General features: G+C 73.8%; 13 protein-coding genes. 7 read left to right on the forward strand and 6 right to left on the reverse strand.

Translation table 11 applies throughout. The features are described from left to right. Position 1: 1 nt before the first annotated feature. Entirely contained in the window at positions 2–841 is an 840-nt protein-coding gene (locus tag AQJ11_RS09250; RefSeq protein WP_014676659.1) for an SDR family NAD(P)-dependent oxidoreductase, read from the reverse strand. A 250-nt stretch (positions 842–1,091) separates the two neighbouring features. Between AQJ11_RS09250 and AQJ11_RS09255 the strand changes: the two genes are divergently transcribed. The 5 genes from AQJ11_RS09255 (at position 1,092) to AQJ11_RS50305 (ending at position 5,211) form a co-directional block, all read left to right on the forward strand. Beyond that, positions 1,092–2,597, forward strand: coding sequence for an MFS transporter (locus AQJ11_RS09255; protein WP_059262536.1), 1,506 nt, complete (start codon positions 1,092–1,094; stop codon positions 2,595–2,597). A gap of 136 nt (positions 2,598–2,733) precedes the next feature. Then, complete coding sequence (locus AQJ11_RS49750) at positions 2,734–2,910, forward strand: hypothetical protein (protein ID WP_014676657.1); 177 nt, start codon at positions 2,734–2,736, stop codon at positions 2,908–2,910. A gap of 305 nt (positions 2,911–3,215) precedes the next feature. Continuing rightward, positions 3,216–4,277 (forward strand): iron-containing redox enzyme family protein, encoded by a 1,062-nt coding sequence (locus AQJ11_RS09260; RefSeq protein WP_059262537.1) that lies wholly within the window; start codon positions 3,216–3,218, stop codon positions 4,275–4,277. A gap of 45 nt (positions 4,278–4,322) precedes the next feature. Continuing rightward, positions 4,323–4,952, forward strand: a complete 630-nt coding sequence (locus tag AQJ11_RS09265; protein ID WP_059262750.1) for a HemK2/MTQ2 family protein methyltransferase — start codon at positions 4,323–4,325, stop codon at positions 4,950–4,952. Positions 4,953–5,046: 94 nt separating this feature from the next. Further along, the gene (locus tag AQJ11_RS50305) at positions 5,047–5,211 is read left to right on the forward strand and encodes a CDGSH iron-sulfur domain-containing protein (RefSeq protein WP_103816469.1); all 165 of its coding nucleotides are present in this window, start codon (positions 5,047–5,049) and stop codon (positions 5,209–5,211) included. 208 nt (positions 5,212–5,419) lie between these two features. Here the strand turns inward: AQJ11_RS50305 and AQJ11_RS09275 are convergent, their stop codons facing one another. After that, on the reverse strand, positions 5,420–5,854 hold the full coding sequence (locus tag AQJ11_RS09275) for a protease inhibitor (protein WP_059262538.1): 435 nt from the start codon (positions 5,852–5,854) through the stop codon (positions 5,420–5,422). Positions 5,855–6,307: 453 nt separating this feature from the next. On the opposite strand from AQJ11_RS09275, the gene AQJ11_RS09280 reads away from it, so the two are divergent. After that, complete coding sequence (locus AQJ11_RS09280) at positions 6,308–7,909, forward strand: purine-cytosine permease family protein (protein WP_059262539.1); 1,602 nt, start codon at positions 6,308–6,310, stop codon at positions 7,907–7,909. 81 nt (positions 7,910–7,990) lie between these two features. Then, positions 7,991–9,169: a lactate 2-monooxygenase gene (locus AQJ11_RS09285; RefSeq protein WP_014676650.1), complete on the forward strand. Its 1,179-nt coding sequence runs from the start codon at positions 7,991–7,993 to the stop codon at positions 9,167–9,169. Positions 9,170–9,363: 194 nt separating this feature from the next. On the opposite strand, the gene AQJ11_RS09290 is transcribed toward AQJ11_RS09285, so the two are convergent. The 4 genes from AQJ11_RS09290 to AQJ11_RS09305 form a co-directional block, all read right to left on the reverse strand. Next, positions 9,364–10,893 carry an RICIN domain-containing protein gene (locus tag AQJ11_RS09290; RefSeq protein WP_059262540.1) on the reverse strand — a complete coding sequence of 510 codons (1,530 nt, stop codon included), beginning with the start codon at positions 10,891–10,893 and terminating at the stop codon, positions 9,364–9,366. Between the two features lie 334 nt (positions 10,894–11,227). Beyond that, positions 11,228–11,605 (reverse strand): toxin Doc, encoded by a 378-nt coding sequence (locus AQJ11_RS09295; RefSeq protein ID WP_041666033.1) that lies wholly within the window; start codon positions 11,603–11,605, stop codon positions 11,228–11,230. A gap of 3 nt (positions 11,606–11,608) precedes the next feature. Further along, positions 11,609–11,848 (reverse strand): hypothetical protein, encoded by a 240-nt coding sequence (locus AQJ11_RS09300; RefSeq protein WP_014676647.1) that lies wholly within the window; start codon positions 11,846–11,848, stop codon positions 11,609–11,611. Between the two features lie 194 nt (positions 11,849–12,042). After that, the gene (locus tag AQJ11_RS09305) at positions 12,043–15,135 is read right to left on the reverse strand and encodes a glycoside hydrolase family 2 TIM barrel-domain containing protein (RefSeq protein WP_059262541.1); all 3,093 of its coding nucleotides are present in this window, start codon (positions 15,133–15,135) and stop codon (positions 12,043–12,045) included. Positions 15,136–15,178: the final 43 nt, after the last annotated feature.

Below are 15,178 nucleotides of genomic sequence, written 5' to 3' on the forward strand. Positions count from 1 at the left end.
CTCACCCGAAGCGGGCGGCGAGCCGCCGGTAGAGTCCGGGCGCGGCGCCGCGCACCCGGGCGGGCAGCCGGAGCCACCCGGGGACGTACACCTCGTCCCGGCCGTGCAGGACGGCGGCGCAGACCGCGTCGGCCACGCGTTCGGCGGACACGGGCCTCGGCCAGGCCCGGGTGTAGGGGGTGCCCCGCCGGTCGAAGAAGGGGGTGGCGACCACGCCGGGGACGACGTGGCTGACGCCCACCCCGGTGCCGCGCAGTTCGTACCGCAGGCTGTCGGCGAAGGCGGCCAGCGCGGCCTTCGCCGCGGAGTAGACGGCCTCGCCGCGCACGCCCACGCTGCCGGCGAGGGATCCGATGAGCACGACGCGTCCGGATCCGGCGGCGACCATGTGCGGCAGCACGGTCCGCACCAGGTGCACGGTGGCGAGCAGGTCGACCCCCACGATCTCGTCGATCCGCGCGGCCGGCATGCCGGCGAAGTCCCCGGCCCAGCCGACGCCGGCGCCCGCGACGAGCAGGTCCAGCCGTCCGAGGTGGTCCAGCGCGAGGCCGGCGAGCCGGCGGTCGGCGCCGGGCCGGGTCAGGTCGGCGGGCAGCGCGACCGCACCGGCCTGTGCGGCCACCTGCTCCAGTCGGGTGACGTCGCGTCCGTTCAGGGCCAGCCGCCAGCCGCCCTCGGCGGCCAGCCGGCGGGCCACGGCCGCGCCGATGCCCGAGGAGGCGCCCGTCACCAGGGCGGCCCCGCCCCGGCCGGGGCGGGGGGCGGTGTCCGCCGTTCCGGCCGGGGCCGGCAGCGGCCGGGTGTCGTTCGACGGTCCTGCGGGGGACGGGGCATGGGACATGGTGACGACCTCACTGCGACGGCGTTGCACGGGTTCGCGAACTGTCGGGGCCGAACCTTCGCGGTGTATCCAGGGCGCCACACACTGAAACACCGCGCACGGCGAAGTGGGCCGCAATAGAGAAACGTTGCCGTTTCGCTCGCGGTGGATTACGCTCCAGGTGTACGAAACAGTTTCGTTTACGGGCTGTTCGCCTTCTCGTACCCCTCTGCCTTTCCGTACCCGAACGACTTCCCTGGAGTGGTTCCGCATGCCCGAGAAGACCCTGGCCGAGAGCTCCCGTGCGGGAGCCGCGGCGCCAGAGCACGCCGAGGCCTCGCCCAAGCGGTGGTGGATCCTCGCGGTCATCGCGACAGCCCAGCTGATGGTGGTGCTCGACGCCACGATCGTGAACATCGCCCTGCCGTCCGCCCAGACCGACCTCGGTTTCTCCGACGGCAACCGGCAGTGGATCGTCACGGCCTACGCGCTGGCCTTCGCCTCCCTGCTGCTGCTCGGCGGCCGGATCGCCGACATGTTCGGCCGCAAGACCGCCTTCCTCGTCGGCGTCGTCGGCTTCGCCGCGGTCTCCGCGCTCGGCGGCGCCGCGAACGGCTTCACCATGCTGGTCGTGGCCCGCGCCCTCCAGGGCGTCTTCGGCGCGCTGCTCGCGCCCGCCGCGCTGTCGCTGCTCAACACCACGTTCACCGACGCCCGGGAGCGGGCGCGCGCGTTCAGCGTGTACGGCGCGATCGCCGGCGCGGGCGGCGCGTTCGGTCTGCTGCTCGGCGGTGTGCTGACCGACGCGCTGGACTGGCGCTGGACGCTGTACGTGAACGTGGCCATCGCGGTCGTCGCCTTCGCGGGCGGCTGGCTGCTGCTGAGCAACCACCGCGACGCGGCGAACGCCAAGCTCGACGTCCCGGGCACCATCCTGGTCGCCGCCGGTCTGTTCTCCCTGGTCTACGGCTTCTCCAACGCCGAGACCCACGACTGGGGCTCGCCGCTGACCTGGGGCTTCCTGATCGCGGGCGGGATACTGCTGGCCGCCTTCGCCTGGTGGCAGACCCGGACCGCGCACCCGCTGCTGCCGCTGCGCATCCTGCTCGACCGCGACCGCGCGGCCTCCTTCCTCGCGGTGCTGATCGCCGCCGGCGGCATGTTCGGCGTGTTCCTCTTCCTGACCTACTACCTCCAGCTCAACCTCGGCTTCAGCCCCACGAAGACCGGTGTGGCGTTCCTGCCGATGGTCGGCGCGCTGATGGTGACCGCGCAGGTGGGCACCACCGTCCTGCTGCCGCGGACCGGCCCCAAGGTGGTCATCCCGCTGGGCTTCGCGGTCGCCACGGCCGGCATGGCCTGGCTGACCGGCATCGGCCTCGGCTCGCACTACCTCGGCGCGGTGCTCCCGCAGCTGATCGTGATCGGCGTGGGCCTCGGCCTCGTCATGCCGACGGCCATGCAGCTCGCCACCGGCGGGGTCGCGGCCGAGGACGCGGGCGTGGCCTCCGCGACCGTCAACGCCATGCAGCAGGTGGGCGGCTCGATCGGCACGGCCCTGCTGAACACCCTCGCGGCGAGCGCGGCCACCGACTACCTGGCCGGCCGGGACGCCACCAGCAAGCTGGTGCAGGCGCAGGCCACGATCGAGAGCTACACCACCGCCTTCTGGTGGTCGGCGGTCCTCTTCGGAGCCGGGACGGTCATCGCCTTCCTCTGCTACCGGCGCGGGGTGCCGCGGCAGGACGCGGGCGCCGCACCCGTCGTCCACATGTGACAGCCGTCGCGATCCAGGCCCGGGGGGCCGCCGTCCGCAGGGAGACGGCGGCCCCCCGTCCTGTCCGGGGCACGCTTGGGACGCCTTCCTCGGGTAACCCGCAGGGGAGATCACCTCGCCGACGGAAGGAGACGCCATGCCTGGCGGGAACGGGCACGACGACCACGAGGACCGGCCGGAGACGGCCCTGGAGGAGGTGCTCCGGGAGGTCGAGGAGGCCGAGAGGCGCGACGAGGACCAGTCCGCCTCGGGCGAGGCCGGAGACACCATCACCCCGAGCCCCACAGCGCAGGAGCAGGCGAAGGGCGACTGAGGAAGGGCGACCGAGGTCAGCCGGGCGGCGCGCCCACGGGGCGCTCCGCCGGCGCCCGCGCCACCCCGTACGGGTTCGCGGCCACGGCAGGGCCGGTTCGGTGCGGTGCGAGCAGTCGGTGACGACCACACCGGCGACCCGGCCGGAGGCGGCCGGGCGGCCCTCGTCGTCGGTCTCGGTCTCGATCCCAGTCTCGGAGAGCATCGCGTCCATCCGCTCCAGCACCCTCCGGTGCACGGCCGGCCCGCTGACCACACCCGGAGTCGATCACTAGTGCATTCCTGCGCGGCGGGTACCCGGACCGCATGAACCACCACGTGCGAGGACCCCTGCTGCCCCCGCCCCGAGGCCCGCTCTCCGCCGCGGTCACCGCGTACCTGCGCGGCACGGGCCCGCTTCCCGACCCCGCGGGCGCCCGGGCCGCCGATCCGTACGGCGACGACCTCCAGCTCGCCCTGTACCTCTGCTACGAACTGCACTACCGCGGCTTCGCCGGTGTGCCGCCGGAGACCGAGTGGGACCCGGAGCTGCTGCGGGTCCGGGCCGTGCTGGAACACCGCTTCGGTGCCGCGCTGCGCGCCGACACCCCGGTCCACGACAGCCTGGACGACGCGCTCGCCGCCCTGCTGGTCGAGCCGGCCGAGGGCACGGGGGTCACCCACTTCCTGTGTGCCGAGGGCGAGCTGTGGCAGCTGCGGGAGTACGCGGCGCTGCGCTCGCTGTACCACCTGAAGGAGGCCGACCCGCACGCCTGGGTGCTGCCGCGGCTGTGGGGCCGGGCGAAGGCGGCGATGGCCGCGGTGGAGTACGACGAGTTCGGCGGCGGCCGGGCCGAGCGGGTGCACGCGCGCCTGTTCGCCGACCTGATGACGGACCTGGGCCTGGACACCGCGTACGGCCGCCACCTGGACGCGGCCCCGGCCGAGATGCTGGCCGTCGTCAACCTGATGTCCCTGTTCGGCCTGCACCGCGACCTGCGCGGCGCGCTGGTGGGCCACTTCGCCGAGGTGGAGATCACCTCCTCGCCCGGCTCCCGCCGGCTGGCCGAGGCGATGCGCCGCACCGGCGCCGGCCCGGCCGCGGAGTTCTTCTACGACGAGCACGTGGAGGCGGACGCGGTGCACGAGCAGGTCGTCCGGCACGAGGTGATCGGTGGACTGCTCGCCGAGGAACCGGAGCTGGCGCCGGACATCGCCTTCGGGATCGACGCGACCGAGTATCTGGAGGACCGGCTGGCCCGGCGGCTGCTGGCCAACTGGCGCGCGGGACGGTCGTCCCTGCGGACCCCCCTGGACTCCCCCGGGCGCACAGCCCCGGACTCCCCCGTGCGGACACCCCTGGAACAGGAGGTTTCCCATACATCCTGAGCACCGGGGTACCCGCGCGATGTGATCGCTTTGGTGCTTCCGGGTGTGTACGCCCCGCAGGACGATACGGAGCTGCTGGCCGAGGCCCTCCGCGAGGAGGGGCCGCCGCCCGGCGCCCGGGTGCTGGACGTCGGCACCGGGAGCGGTGCGCTCGCCCTGGAGGCGGCCCGGCAGGGCGCCGAGGTGACCGCGGTGGACGTGTCCCGGCGGGCGGTGTGGACGGCCCGGCTGAACGCGTGGCTGACCCGGCTGCCGGTACGCATCCGGCGCGGCAACCTCTTCGCACCGGTGCGGGACCGGACGTACGACCTCATCCTGGCGAACCCGCCCTACGTGCCGGCGCCCGACGCCGGGCGAGGGCCGCACGGGCGGGCCCGGGCCTGGGACGCCGGGCGCGACGGGCGGCTGCTGCTGGACCGGATCTGCCGGGACGCGCCGGCGCTGCTGCGCCCGGGAGGGGTGCTGCTGATCGTGCACTCGGCGCTGAGCGGCTCCGACCGCACCCTGGAGCTGCTGCGGGCGGCGGGCCTGAAGGCCTCGGTGGTCCGGCGCCGCTGGATCGCCTTCGGCCCGGTGCTGCGCTCCCGGGAGGACTGGCTGCGCCGGAGCGGGCTGCTCGCGCCGGCCGAGGACAGGGAAGAACTGGTGGTCATCCGTGCCGAACGACCCTGCTGACGCCGCGGACCGCGCGGCAGCCTCCGCCGGCTCCACGGCGGACACCGCCCCCGCCGGCCCGGCGGCCGGCGCTCCGGCCGACCGGGCGCGGCGGATCACCGTGCAGCGGCGCGGGCCCCTCCTCGTGGAAGGGCCCGTGGAGATCGAGCTGGAGGACGGGACCACGGTCTCCTCGGACCGCTTCCGCGTCGCTCTGTGTACCTGCCGGCGCAGTCGCCGCTACCCCTGGTGCGACACGAGTCACCGGCGCAAGGCCTGAACAGCTCGTTGAAACCGATTGTTTCTCGCCGCTCCCCGGGCGGTCCCCCACGGACCGGCCCGGGGAGCGGCTGTGTGCCCGGGCCCGGCGGGCGGCCCCACTCCGCCCGCCGGCCCCGGCGCGAGATCGCAGGTTCCCCGCTCCAGGGGGCCGCACTCCCCAGTTGCGGGCCTGATCCGACGTCACGGGTACCCGTGCGATCCCGGTCCTAGAAGGCGAACAGACCGCCGCCGACGGCATCCCTCATGCACGCGTTGTCGAAGCTGCGCTCGTAGGAGACGCGCTTGCCCTGCCAGACACCCTGGACGGTGACGACGACGGGGTCGTAGACCTTGGCGCACATCACGTCGTCGGCCGGCTTCAGCGCGTCCGGTTCGCCGCCGACGCCGCGCAGTTCGGCGCAGGCCTGGGCGGCGGCCGGGTGGGTGCCGGAGGCGGTGGGGGCGCAGGTGAGGGTGACGGCGCGCTCCGGGGTGGCCGTGGCCGCGTCGTCGCCGTGGCCGGTGGTGAGCACCAGCGCCGAGGGGGCGTAGAGCGACGCCGGGGCGGCGCCCGGTGCGGCGACGGCGGCCCCGGTCAGGGGTCCGCAGACGGCGGCGGCGGTGAGGCCGAGGGCCGCTGCCCAGCGCGCGGTGTTCCGCATTGTGTGCATCCTTCCGCTCGAACAGTCGGGTCGCCGGCTCCGGCCCGGTCGGGCGCCGGAGCGGCGAGCGCCACTCTGCCGACTCCCTGGCGGAAACTCACATCGAACCCATGGGTTTCAGTAACCTTTCGTGTTGAATCAGTGGCGTGAAGTCACGGAATTCGAACGCCGTGACCCCGGAACCAAGCGGTTGCCCCGCTGTGGAAGCGGCCAGTTGGCCGAAAGACAGCTCTTCGTTAATCGTCCTGAAACATTCCGGCTCCGACCGCGTCACGCCCCTTCATGACTCCTCGTGTTCATGAAGTGATCACCAGACGCCGGTGCTCCCGTCGCCCGGCCCATGGGCGATTCATCCATGAGCGGCGCGAAATTTGGATGAACCGTCCTCTGGATCGCACGGTTCCGCCCGCCGTACCGTCGGCGCACCCCGCTGCCGTCCCCGCTGGAGCGCCCGTGTCCGCACAGCCCGCACCACCCGCCGCGTCCGCCTCCTCGTCGGCATCCGCCCTGACCGAGGTCGAGGCCCACGGTGTCGAACGCATCCCCGACGCCGACCGCACCGCGACCCCGCTGGACCTGTTCCGGCTCGCCTTCGGCGGCGCCAACACCTTCTCCACCTGTGTCCTCGGCGCCTTCCCGATCCTGTTCGGGCTCTCCTTCTGGCAGGGCCTCGCGGCCACCGTGCTCGGTGTCCTCGCGGGCGCGCTGATCCTGTGCCCGATGGCGGTGTTCGGCCCGGTCAACGGCACCAACAACGCCGTGTCGTCCTCGGCGCACCTCGGGGTGCACGGCCGGGTGGTCGGTTCGTTCCTGTCCCTGCTGACCGCCGTCGCGTTCTTCTCGCTGTCGGTGTGGAGTTCGGGCGACGCCCTGGTCGGCGGCGCGCACCGGCTGTTCGGCCTGGAGCGCGGCAACCTGTCGTACGTCGTCGCGTACGCGCTCTTCGCCGGTCTGGTGCTCGCGGTGTGCGTCTACGGCTTCCGGTTCATGCTGTTCATCAACAAGATCGCGGTGACCTCGGCGAGCGTGCTCTTCCTGCTCGGCGCCGTCGCGTTCGCCGGTGACTTCGACCCGTCGTACGCCGGGGTGTTCACCGCCTCGGCGGACGCGGCGACGCGGTCGATGTTCTGGCCGTCCTTCATCGGCGCGGCGCTGATCGTGCTGTCCAACCCGGTGTCGTTCGGCGCGTTCCTCGGCGACTGGTCGCGCTACATCCCGGCCGCCACCCCGCGCCGCCGGGTGGTCGGGGCCGCGTTCCTGTCCCAGCTCGCGACGCTGCTGCCGTTCGTGTTCGGTCTGGCGACGGCCAGCATCGTGGCGACGAAGGCGCCGAAGTACGTCGACCCGGCCGCGCCGGACTTCGTGGGCGGGCTGCTGGCGATCTCGCCGAGCTGGTTCTTCCTGCCGGTGTGTCTGCTGGCGCTGATCGGTGGCATGTCCACGGGCACGACCTCGCTGTACGGCACCGGTCTCGACTTCTCCTCGGTGTTCCCGAGGCTGTCGCGGGTCCAGGCGACGCTGCTGGTCGGCGTGTTGTCGATCGCGTTCATCTTCGTCGGCCGGTTCGGCCTGGACCTGGTGCAGTCGATCTCCACCTTCGCCACCATGATCATCACCTGCACCACGCCCTGGATGGTCGTGATGATGCTGGGCTTCTGGACCCGCCGCGGCTGGTACGACCCGGACGCGCTCCAGGTCTTCAACCGCCGTCAGCGCGGCGGCCGTTACTGGTTCGCGCACGGCTGGAACTGGCGCGGCATGACCGCGTGGTGGGTGTCGGCGCTCATCGGTGTGCTGTTCACGAACATCCCGGGCCAGTTCGTGGGTCCGCTGGGCGATCTGGCGCACGGCGTCGACATCAGCCTGCCGCTCTCGCTGGCGACGGCCGCGGTGCTCTTCCTGGCGCTGCTGTGGCTGTTCCCCGAACCCCGTGCCGCGTACGGCCCCGAGGGCGCCCGGCTGGTCCGCACGGTCGAGGTCCCGGTGCCGCCGATCACCGGTCCGGGAGCCGCCGTCGAGGCCCCCGCGCCCGTGCCGGCGGGCGGGGCCGGCTGACGCGGTCCCGTGGCGGGCCTCCGACGTACCGGTCGGTATCGTCGGGGGCGCACGCGGCCGACGACGCGCGGGAGTTGACGGATGGCACAGCACTGGGCGGACTTCCAGTACGAGATCTACCTGAACGGGATGACCGGGGCCGTGCCCCGGCTCCCCACCGACCTGACCCGGCTGGAGGAGCTGGCCGAACACCGGCTCGGCCCGGGCCCGGTGGGCTATGTGGCGGGCAGCGCGGGCGACGGCGGCACGGCCCGCGCCAACCGGGCGGCCCTGGCCCGGCGCCGGATCGTGCCGCGCGTGCTGCGGGACGTGCACGAGCGCGACCTCACCACCGAGGTGCTCGGGCGGACCCTGCCGGCACCGCTCGCCCTCGCTCCCGTCGGCGTGCTGTCGCTCATGCACCCGGACGCCGAGACCGCCGCCGCCCGGGCCGCCGCCGCACAGGGCGTGCCGTACGTCCTGTCGTCGGCGTCGAGCACGCCGATGGAGCAGGTCGCCGAGGCGATGGGGGACGCCGAGCGGTGGTTCCAGCTGTACTGGGGCAAGGATCGCGAGGTGACCCGGAGTTTCCTCGCCCGGGCCCGGGCGGCCGGCTTCTCGGTGCTGGTCGTCACGCTGGACACTCCGCTGCTGGGCTGGCGGCCCCGCGATCTGGACCAGGCCTACCTGCCGTTCGTGCACGGCGTGGGCACCGCCAACTACTTCACCGACCCGGCGTTCCAGGCGGGTCTGGCCAAGCCGGTGCACGAGGACCCGAACGCGGCGGTGCTGCACTTCCTCGGCCTGTTCGGGGACGCGAGCCACACCTGGCCGGACCTGGCCTTCCTGCGGGAGCACTGGGACGGGCCGATCGTCCTCAAGGGCGTCCTGCACCCGGACGACGCCCGGCTCGCCGCCGACGCCGGGATGGACGGTGTGGTGGTCTCCAACCACGGCGGCCGGCAGGTGGCCGGTTCGGTCGCGGCGGCCGACGCGCTGCCCCGGGTCGCGGACGCGGTGGGCGACCGGCTGACGGTGCTGTTCGACAGCGGGGTGCGCACCGGCGACGACGTCTTCAAGGCCCTGGCCCTGGGCGCACGGGCGGTCCTGCTCGGGCGCCCGTACGTCTACGGCCTCGGCCTGGACGGCCAGGCGGGCGTGGAGCACGTCATCCGCTGCCTCCTCGCGGAGTTCGACCTGACCCTGGCCCTGTCGGGCCACGCGCGCCCGGGTACGGTGACGCGGTCGGACCTGGAAGCCGACGGCGGCGCGGCCCCCTGAGGGCCGCGGGCCGGTACCGGCGTGCGGCCCGGCCGGGACACGGGCGGCGAAGTCGCCAACGGGACCGCCCATCCACTGCTGCGGGTCCGATATCCCGGCGGGCACCGGAGCGCCGGGCCCTCGCGTGCCCCGATGCCGGTGCCGGCTGCCGGTCCGCGACGGGCCGGCAGCCGGTGTGGTGACCTGCCGCAGCCCTACGCCGAGCCGCCGGAGATCCAGCGCTGGCCGGCGGACCCGTCCCGGACCTTGACGACCAGGTCGGCCCCCGCCCGGTCGCCGCCGGCGGCGAGCGCGAGCGTCCGGTCCCACCGCGGCAGCAACTCGCCCTCCGCGGTGAGGTCGTAGCGCACGTCGTCGCCCCGTTCCGACCCGGCGCCGGCGCAGCGGCCGAGGAGCACCACGCCGGCGTCGGCGTGCGAGTCCAGGCACAGACCGGTGCCGGCGGCACTGCGCAGCAGCCCGTCGGTCTCGTACGTCCACCGCTGCGTGGCCGAGCCGGAGCACTCGGCGAGCACGGCGCTCGCCCCCGCCTCCGGCGTGCCCTTGACGTCCAGGCACCGGCCGGCGGCGTTGCGCAGCGGACCCGGCCGGCCGGCGGCGGGCAGGCCCGGGGTGCCCGACGGAGCCGACGCGCCGGGGACGGCACTGGAGGCGACGGGGGCGGTGCCGTCGTCGCCGTCCGGCCACACGCCGACCGCGAGGACGGTGGCGAGCAGCCCGGCGGAGGCCACGCCGACCCCGGTCAGCAGCGTCCGGGACGACCAGGCGGTGCCGGGTGCCCGGTGCGCGGACACCCCGGCGAGGAACCGGGCCGGCAGCCCCCTTCCGCCCTCCTCTGTGCCGCGCCGGCGTCCGCCGGACCGCCGGGAGCCGCCGCGGGCGGGGCCGGGGCGGCGGCCGGGGCGCGAGTCGAGGTAGCGGCGGGCGCCCCAGCCGAGCACGGCCTCGGCGAGCAGCACGCCCAATGCCGCGTCGGCGTGACCGAGTTGCTCGGCCGCGTGCCGGCAGTAGGCGCAGCCGGCCAGATGCTCCTGGACGTCGGGCAGCAGCGCGCCGCCCCGGCGGATCGGGACGTCGAGCAGGCGGTTGTAGTAACGGCAGTCCTTGCCGGGCGCGAGTTCCCGGTGGGCGCGTACCAGGCCCTCGCGGAATTTCTCCCGGGCCTGTTCGAGCGCGGCGGCGGCGTTGCGGATGTCCACGCCGAGCAGTCCGGCGGGCACGTCCAGCGGTTCGGCCTCGACCTCGACGTGCCACAACAGGGCCCGTTCCAGGCGGGAAAGGCCGTGGAAGGAACGGTCGGAGAGGGCGCGGTTCTCCGGTACGAGCGGTTGCGCGGCCCGCATCCCGCGGCCCCCGGCGGGTTTGCCGAGTCCGGGGAGCACGGCGGTGATCCGGTCGGTGCCGGACCAGTTCAGGACCGTGTCACGGACGGCCACCAGCAGGCGGGGCCGCAGCGCGTCGGCGGGTTCGCCGAGCGCCAGCCGGCCGAGGACCTGGTGGAAGGCGGTCGCGGTGACCATGTGGGCGAGGGGTCCGGAGGCGGCCAGGCAGATGACCGCGTACTCCTGGGCCGGCTGCCAGTGCCGGGCCATCAGGAGGGCGGCCGACCGGGAGGCCTCCGCGTCGGAGCCGGCCCGCAGCGGGCCGGCGAGGAACTCGTCGGATTCCCCGGGATCGGCGCCGGACGGCGGATAGGGAGGACGAGGGGGGTGGGGGGTGGGCACGGAGCGGATTCCTTCTGGCGCGTGTGCGAGCGGGAAATTCACCGCGTTCGCACCCTTGCACAAATGCCACAGGGGCAACAAGGCGCACGGAGGACATCAGCCGGTTTGAAAGAAAGTCAGAATCGGGGCCACGGCCTGCGGTTGTCGCGGAAGCGGCCGGATTCCTCATGCGCCCCGTGTGAAGCGTGCGCACGCGCCCGCCGGACGCGCACGCTCCCACGGCGGGCGGCCCGGTGGTGGACTGGGTGCCGGTCCTCCTCGGAAAGGCCCGCTCCCGGCCGGCGGCTCCCGGCGGCTTCCCCCGCCGGCCGGGGGCGGGGCGGGTCCGGCCGCCTCAGATCTGCCAGGAGCGGAGCCGGTCGGCGGCGCCGTACACGTCGGTCTTGCCGGAGATCAGGTCGCGGGCCAGGTCGACGAGGGCGCCGTAGGGCGGGTCGATGCCGACGCCGCTGACGAACATGTAGGCCACGGCGGTGGCGCAGGCGAAGCGGGCGTTGGCCGCGGGCAGCGGCTTGAGCACGGCGAGGGTGTGCAGCAGCGCGGCGGCGCGCCAGGCGGCGTCGGAGTCCACGCCGAGCCGGGGCGGGTCCACCCGGTGCCGGGCGACGGCGGCGACCAGCGCGGAGAAGTCGTCCACGGCGGGCTGGTCGGGCAAGACCTCCTCGTGCCGCTGGAGCAGCCACGGGACGTCGATGTGGATGACGGAGGGCATCACTCAGGCGGCCTCGCCCCTGGCGGGGCGCTCGTCGTCGGGGAAGGCCGCCGCGAACTCCTCGGCATGGCCGGCGAAGAAGCGGCGGAACGCCTCCGCGCCCTCCTGGAGGGCCCGGTGCCGGGCGATGTCGGCGGCGGCGGCCTCGCGCACGAGGGCCTTCATCGACGTACCGCGCTCCTTGGCGATCTGCCGCAGGTCCTCTAGTTCCCGTTCGCTGAACTCCACGTTGAGAGCTGGCATGCCCCTCACGGTACCGCGCGGGTACTCACGCGTAAATACGCCCAGGTCAAAGGGGGCTCGGTGCGGTACCGGCCAGGGCTGAGCATGTCCGGGCGGGAACGGTCGGCGCAGCTCCTGTTCAGCCACGCCCCCGGCGAGTTCCTCATGGTGGAACAGCGACGCCGCCTGACCGCCCCCGGGCCGTGCCCGCCCCGTCACACGTCGAGCCGGCTGATCCGCACCGCCCCCTTCGTCTGGCCCGGGTACGCGCTGGTGAGCGTCAGCCGCAGCCGGGAGCCGCGTACCGCGTCGAAGGTGATGGCCGTCGGGCTGTCGGAGGCGGTGGCCCACTCCACCTTCGTCCCGGTCACCGGGACCCAGGCGCGGCCGTCCCACACCGTCACCTCGGCCCGCGCGGGCAGGGTGTGGCCGGCGTCGACGGTGAAGGAGACCGCGAGCCGGTCGACGGTCCGGGTGCGCCCGAAGTCGACGGACACCCAGTCCTTCGGCCGGGCCCCACTGAACGCCGGCAGCAGCGCGGTGGCCTGCTTGACGAAGGCGTTGGACCAGCCGGTGGCCGGGTCGCCGTCCAGCATCGCGGCGGGCAGGGTGTCCGGACGGCCGGAGTAACCGGCGTCGGCGTACGGGTAGCCGGGCGGCGTCGGGTGGTCGGGCCGGAAGCCGGCGGGTTCGGTCGTGGCGGCCGAGCGGGCCGGGCTCATGGCCAGGCGGGCCGTGCCCGCGCGCAGGCCGTCCACCCGGGCGGTGACCTTCAGGGTGCCGGGCCGGGTGCCGGAGCGGACGATGGCGAGGGCCTTGCCGTGGAAGGCGGTGCGGGTGCTCGCCTGGTAGCGCTCGGCGCTCTCCTGGCGGCCGTTGTCGACGCCGGCCAGGGAGCCGCCGGTGACGTCGAAGGCGATGAGGTGGTCCGCGTCGGGCACGACCACGCCGTGCGCGTCGACGATCTCGGCGGTGACGAAGGCCGGCGAACGGCCGTCGGCGGCGAGGGACGTGCGGTCGGCGGTGAGCCGTACGGCGTGCGGGGCGCCGGCCGTACGCAGCACGTCGGTGGCGACGGCCTTGCCGTCCCGCCGGGCCACCGCCTTCAGCTCACCCGGCCGGTACGGCACCTTCCAGGTCAGGTGCAGCTTGCCCGCGCTGCCGTTGGGGCTGGTGTAACTGCCCGGGTAGGGGCCGTCGGTGAAGGTCTTGTCGTCGCCGGTGGGTTCGGTGGTCTCCAGGTAGCCGCGGCCGTCGGTGGTCCGCTTGACGTCGAACTCCCGCACTCCCAGGGACTCTCCGTTGAGGAACAGCTCGACGGTGGGCACGTTGGCGTACGCCCACACCTCGACGGTGTCGCCCTCCTCGTGGTTCCAGGTCATGGGCAGCAGGTGGACCATCGGCTCGGTCGTCCACTGGCTCCGGAAGAGGTGGTACATGTCCTTGGGGAATCCGGCGGTGTCGACGGCGCCGAAGAAGGACGCCTTGACCGGGAAGACGTCGTACGGCGTCGGTTCGCCGATGTAGTCGATGCCGGACCACAGGAACTGGCCCGCGAACCACTTCCGGTCCCGGTCCTTCTTGTGCCCGTACTCGCCGCTCATCGTCCAGGAGGCGAGGTTGTTGTCGTAGGAGGAGACCTCCCGCCTGCCGGGTGTGTGGTTCTCGCCCGTGTTGAGGTGCTCCGGCTCCTGGTAGGTGCCGCGGGTCGAGGTTTCCGAGGAGGACTCGGACTCGAAGAGGAACAGGTGCGGGTAGGCCGCGTGCAGGGCGTCCACCGACTTGGCCGTGTTGTAGTTGAGGCCGAGGCCGTCCAGTTTGGCGAGCATCAGGTCGGCCGCCGAGCCCTTGGCGGGTACGCGCCGGTACTTGTCGGAGCCGATGACGAGCGGCCGGGTGTCGTCGGCGGCCTTGACGGCGGCGATGATCCGGTCCGCCATGGCGAGCCCGGCGGTGGAGGTGGAGTCGGGGATCTCGTTGCCGATGGACCACAGCACCACGGCGGGCGAGTTGCGGGCGGCCAGGACCATCTCGGTGGCGTCCCGTTCGCACCACTCGTCGAAGAACCGGCCGTAGTCGTACGTCGTCTTGCCGGTGCGCCAGCAGTCGAAGGCCTCCACCATCATCACGATGCCCAGCTCCTCGCAGACCTGGATCATCTGCGGCGAGGGCGGGTTGTGGGAGGTGCGGAAGGCGTTGACGCCCATCGACTTCATGATCCGCATCTGCCGGCGCACGGCGTCGATGCTGATCGCGGCGCCGAGCGCGCCCTGGTCGTGATGGAGGTCGACTCCCTTGACCTTCGTGTACGCGCCGTTGAGGGAGAAGCCCTCCTCGGGGTCGAAGCGGAAGGTGCGGATGCCGAAGGGTGTGCGGCAGGTGTCGGTGGTGCGGCCCCCGACGCGCAGCTCGGTGTGCAGGGTGTAGCGGTGCTCCGGGGTCGCGAAGTCCCACAGGAGGGGCTCGGGGACGGTCAGTTCGTGGGTCTCGGTGGCCTCGTCGGCGACGGCGGCGGTGCTGACCGCACGGGCGACGGTCCGGCCGTCCGGGGCGACGACGCGGGAGCGCACCTCCACGTCCGCGCCGGTGCCGGAGGCGTTCCGCACGGTGGTCCGCACCCGGACCAGCGCCCGGTCGGCGAAGACCTCCGGCGTGGTGACGTACGTGCCCCAGCGGGCCACGTGCACCGGCTCGGTGATCACCAGACGGGCCTCGCGGTAGATGCCGCTGCCGGAGTACCAGCGGCTGCTGGGCAGCCGGTTGCGGACCTCGACCGCGAGCACGTCGGCGGTGGTGCCGTCGGTGTGGACGAGGTCGGTGAGGTCGAAGGCGAAGCCGGTGTAGCCGTAGGGGTGGCGGCCCACCTCGGTGCCGTTGCAGTAGACGTGGGCGTCCATGTAGACGCCGTCGAACTCGACCGAGATCCGCTTGCCGGCGCAGTCGCGCGGGAGGGTGAAGGCGAGCCGGTACCAGCCGAGGCCGCCCGGGAAGAAGCCGGTGCCGCTGGTGGTGCCGTGGTCGGTCGTGGGGGTCTGCTCGATGCTCCAGTCGTGGGGGACGGCGACCTCGCGCCAGGCCGAGTCGTCGTAGCCCGGGTCGGCGGCGCGGGCGTAGGCGCCGGTGGGGTCGGTGCCGTCCGGGTCGGCCAGGGCGAAGCGCCAGCCGTCGCGCAGGGGCACGGTGTGGCGCCCCCCGGCGGCGGACGCGCCGGCGGCGAGGGCGGCCGGAGCCGTGGAGACGTCCAGGAGCGTCCCGGCCGCGGGCGCTGCCGTGGCTGCGACCAGAACCGATCTGCGCGTGACCGACATGGGCGGCTCTCCCTCGTCCGGGCCCAGAACTACTCACAACTGA

Source organism: Streptomyces corchorusii, assembly GCF_001514055.1.
Taxonomy (GTDB): Bacteria; Actinomycetota; Actinomycetes; order Streptomycetales; family Streptomycetaceae; genus Streptomyces; species Streptomyces olivaceoviridis.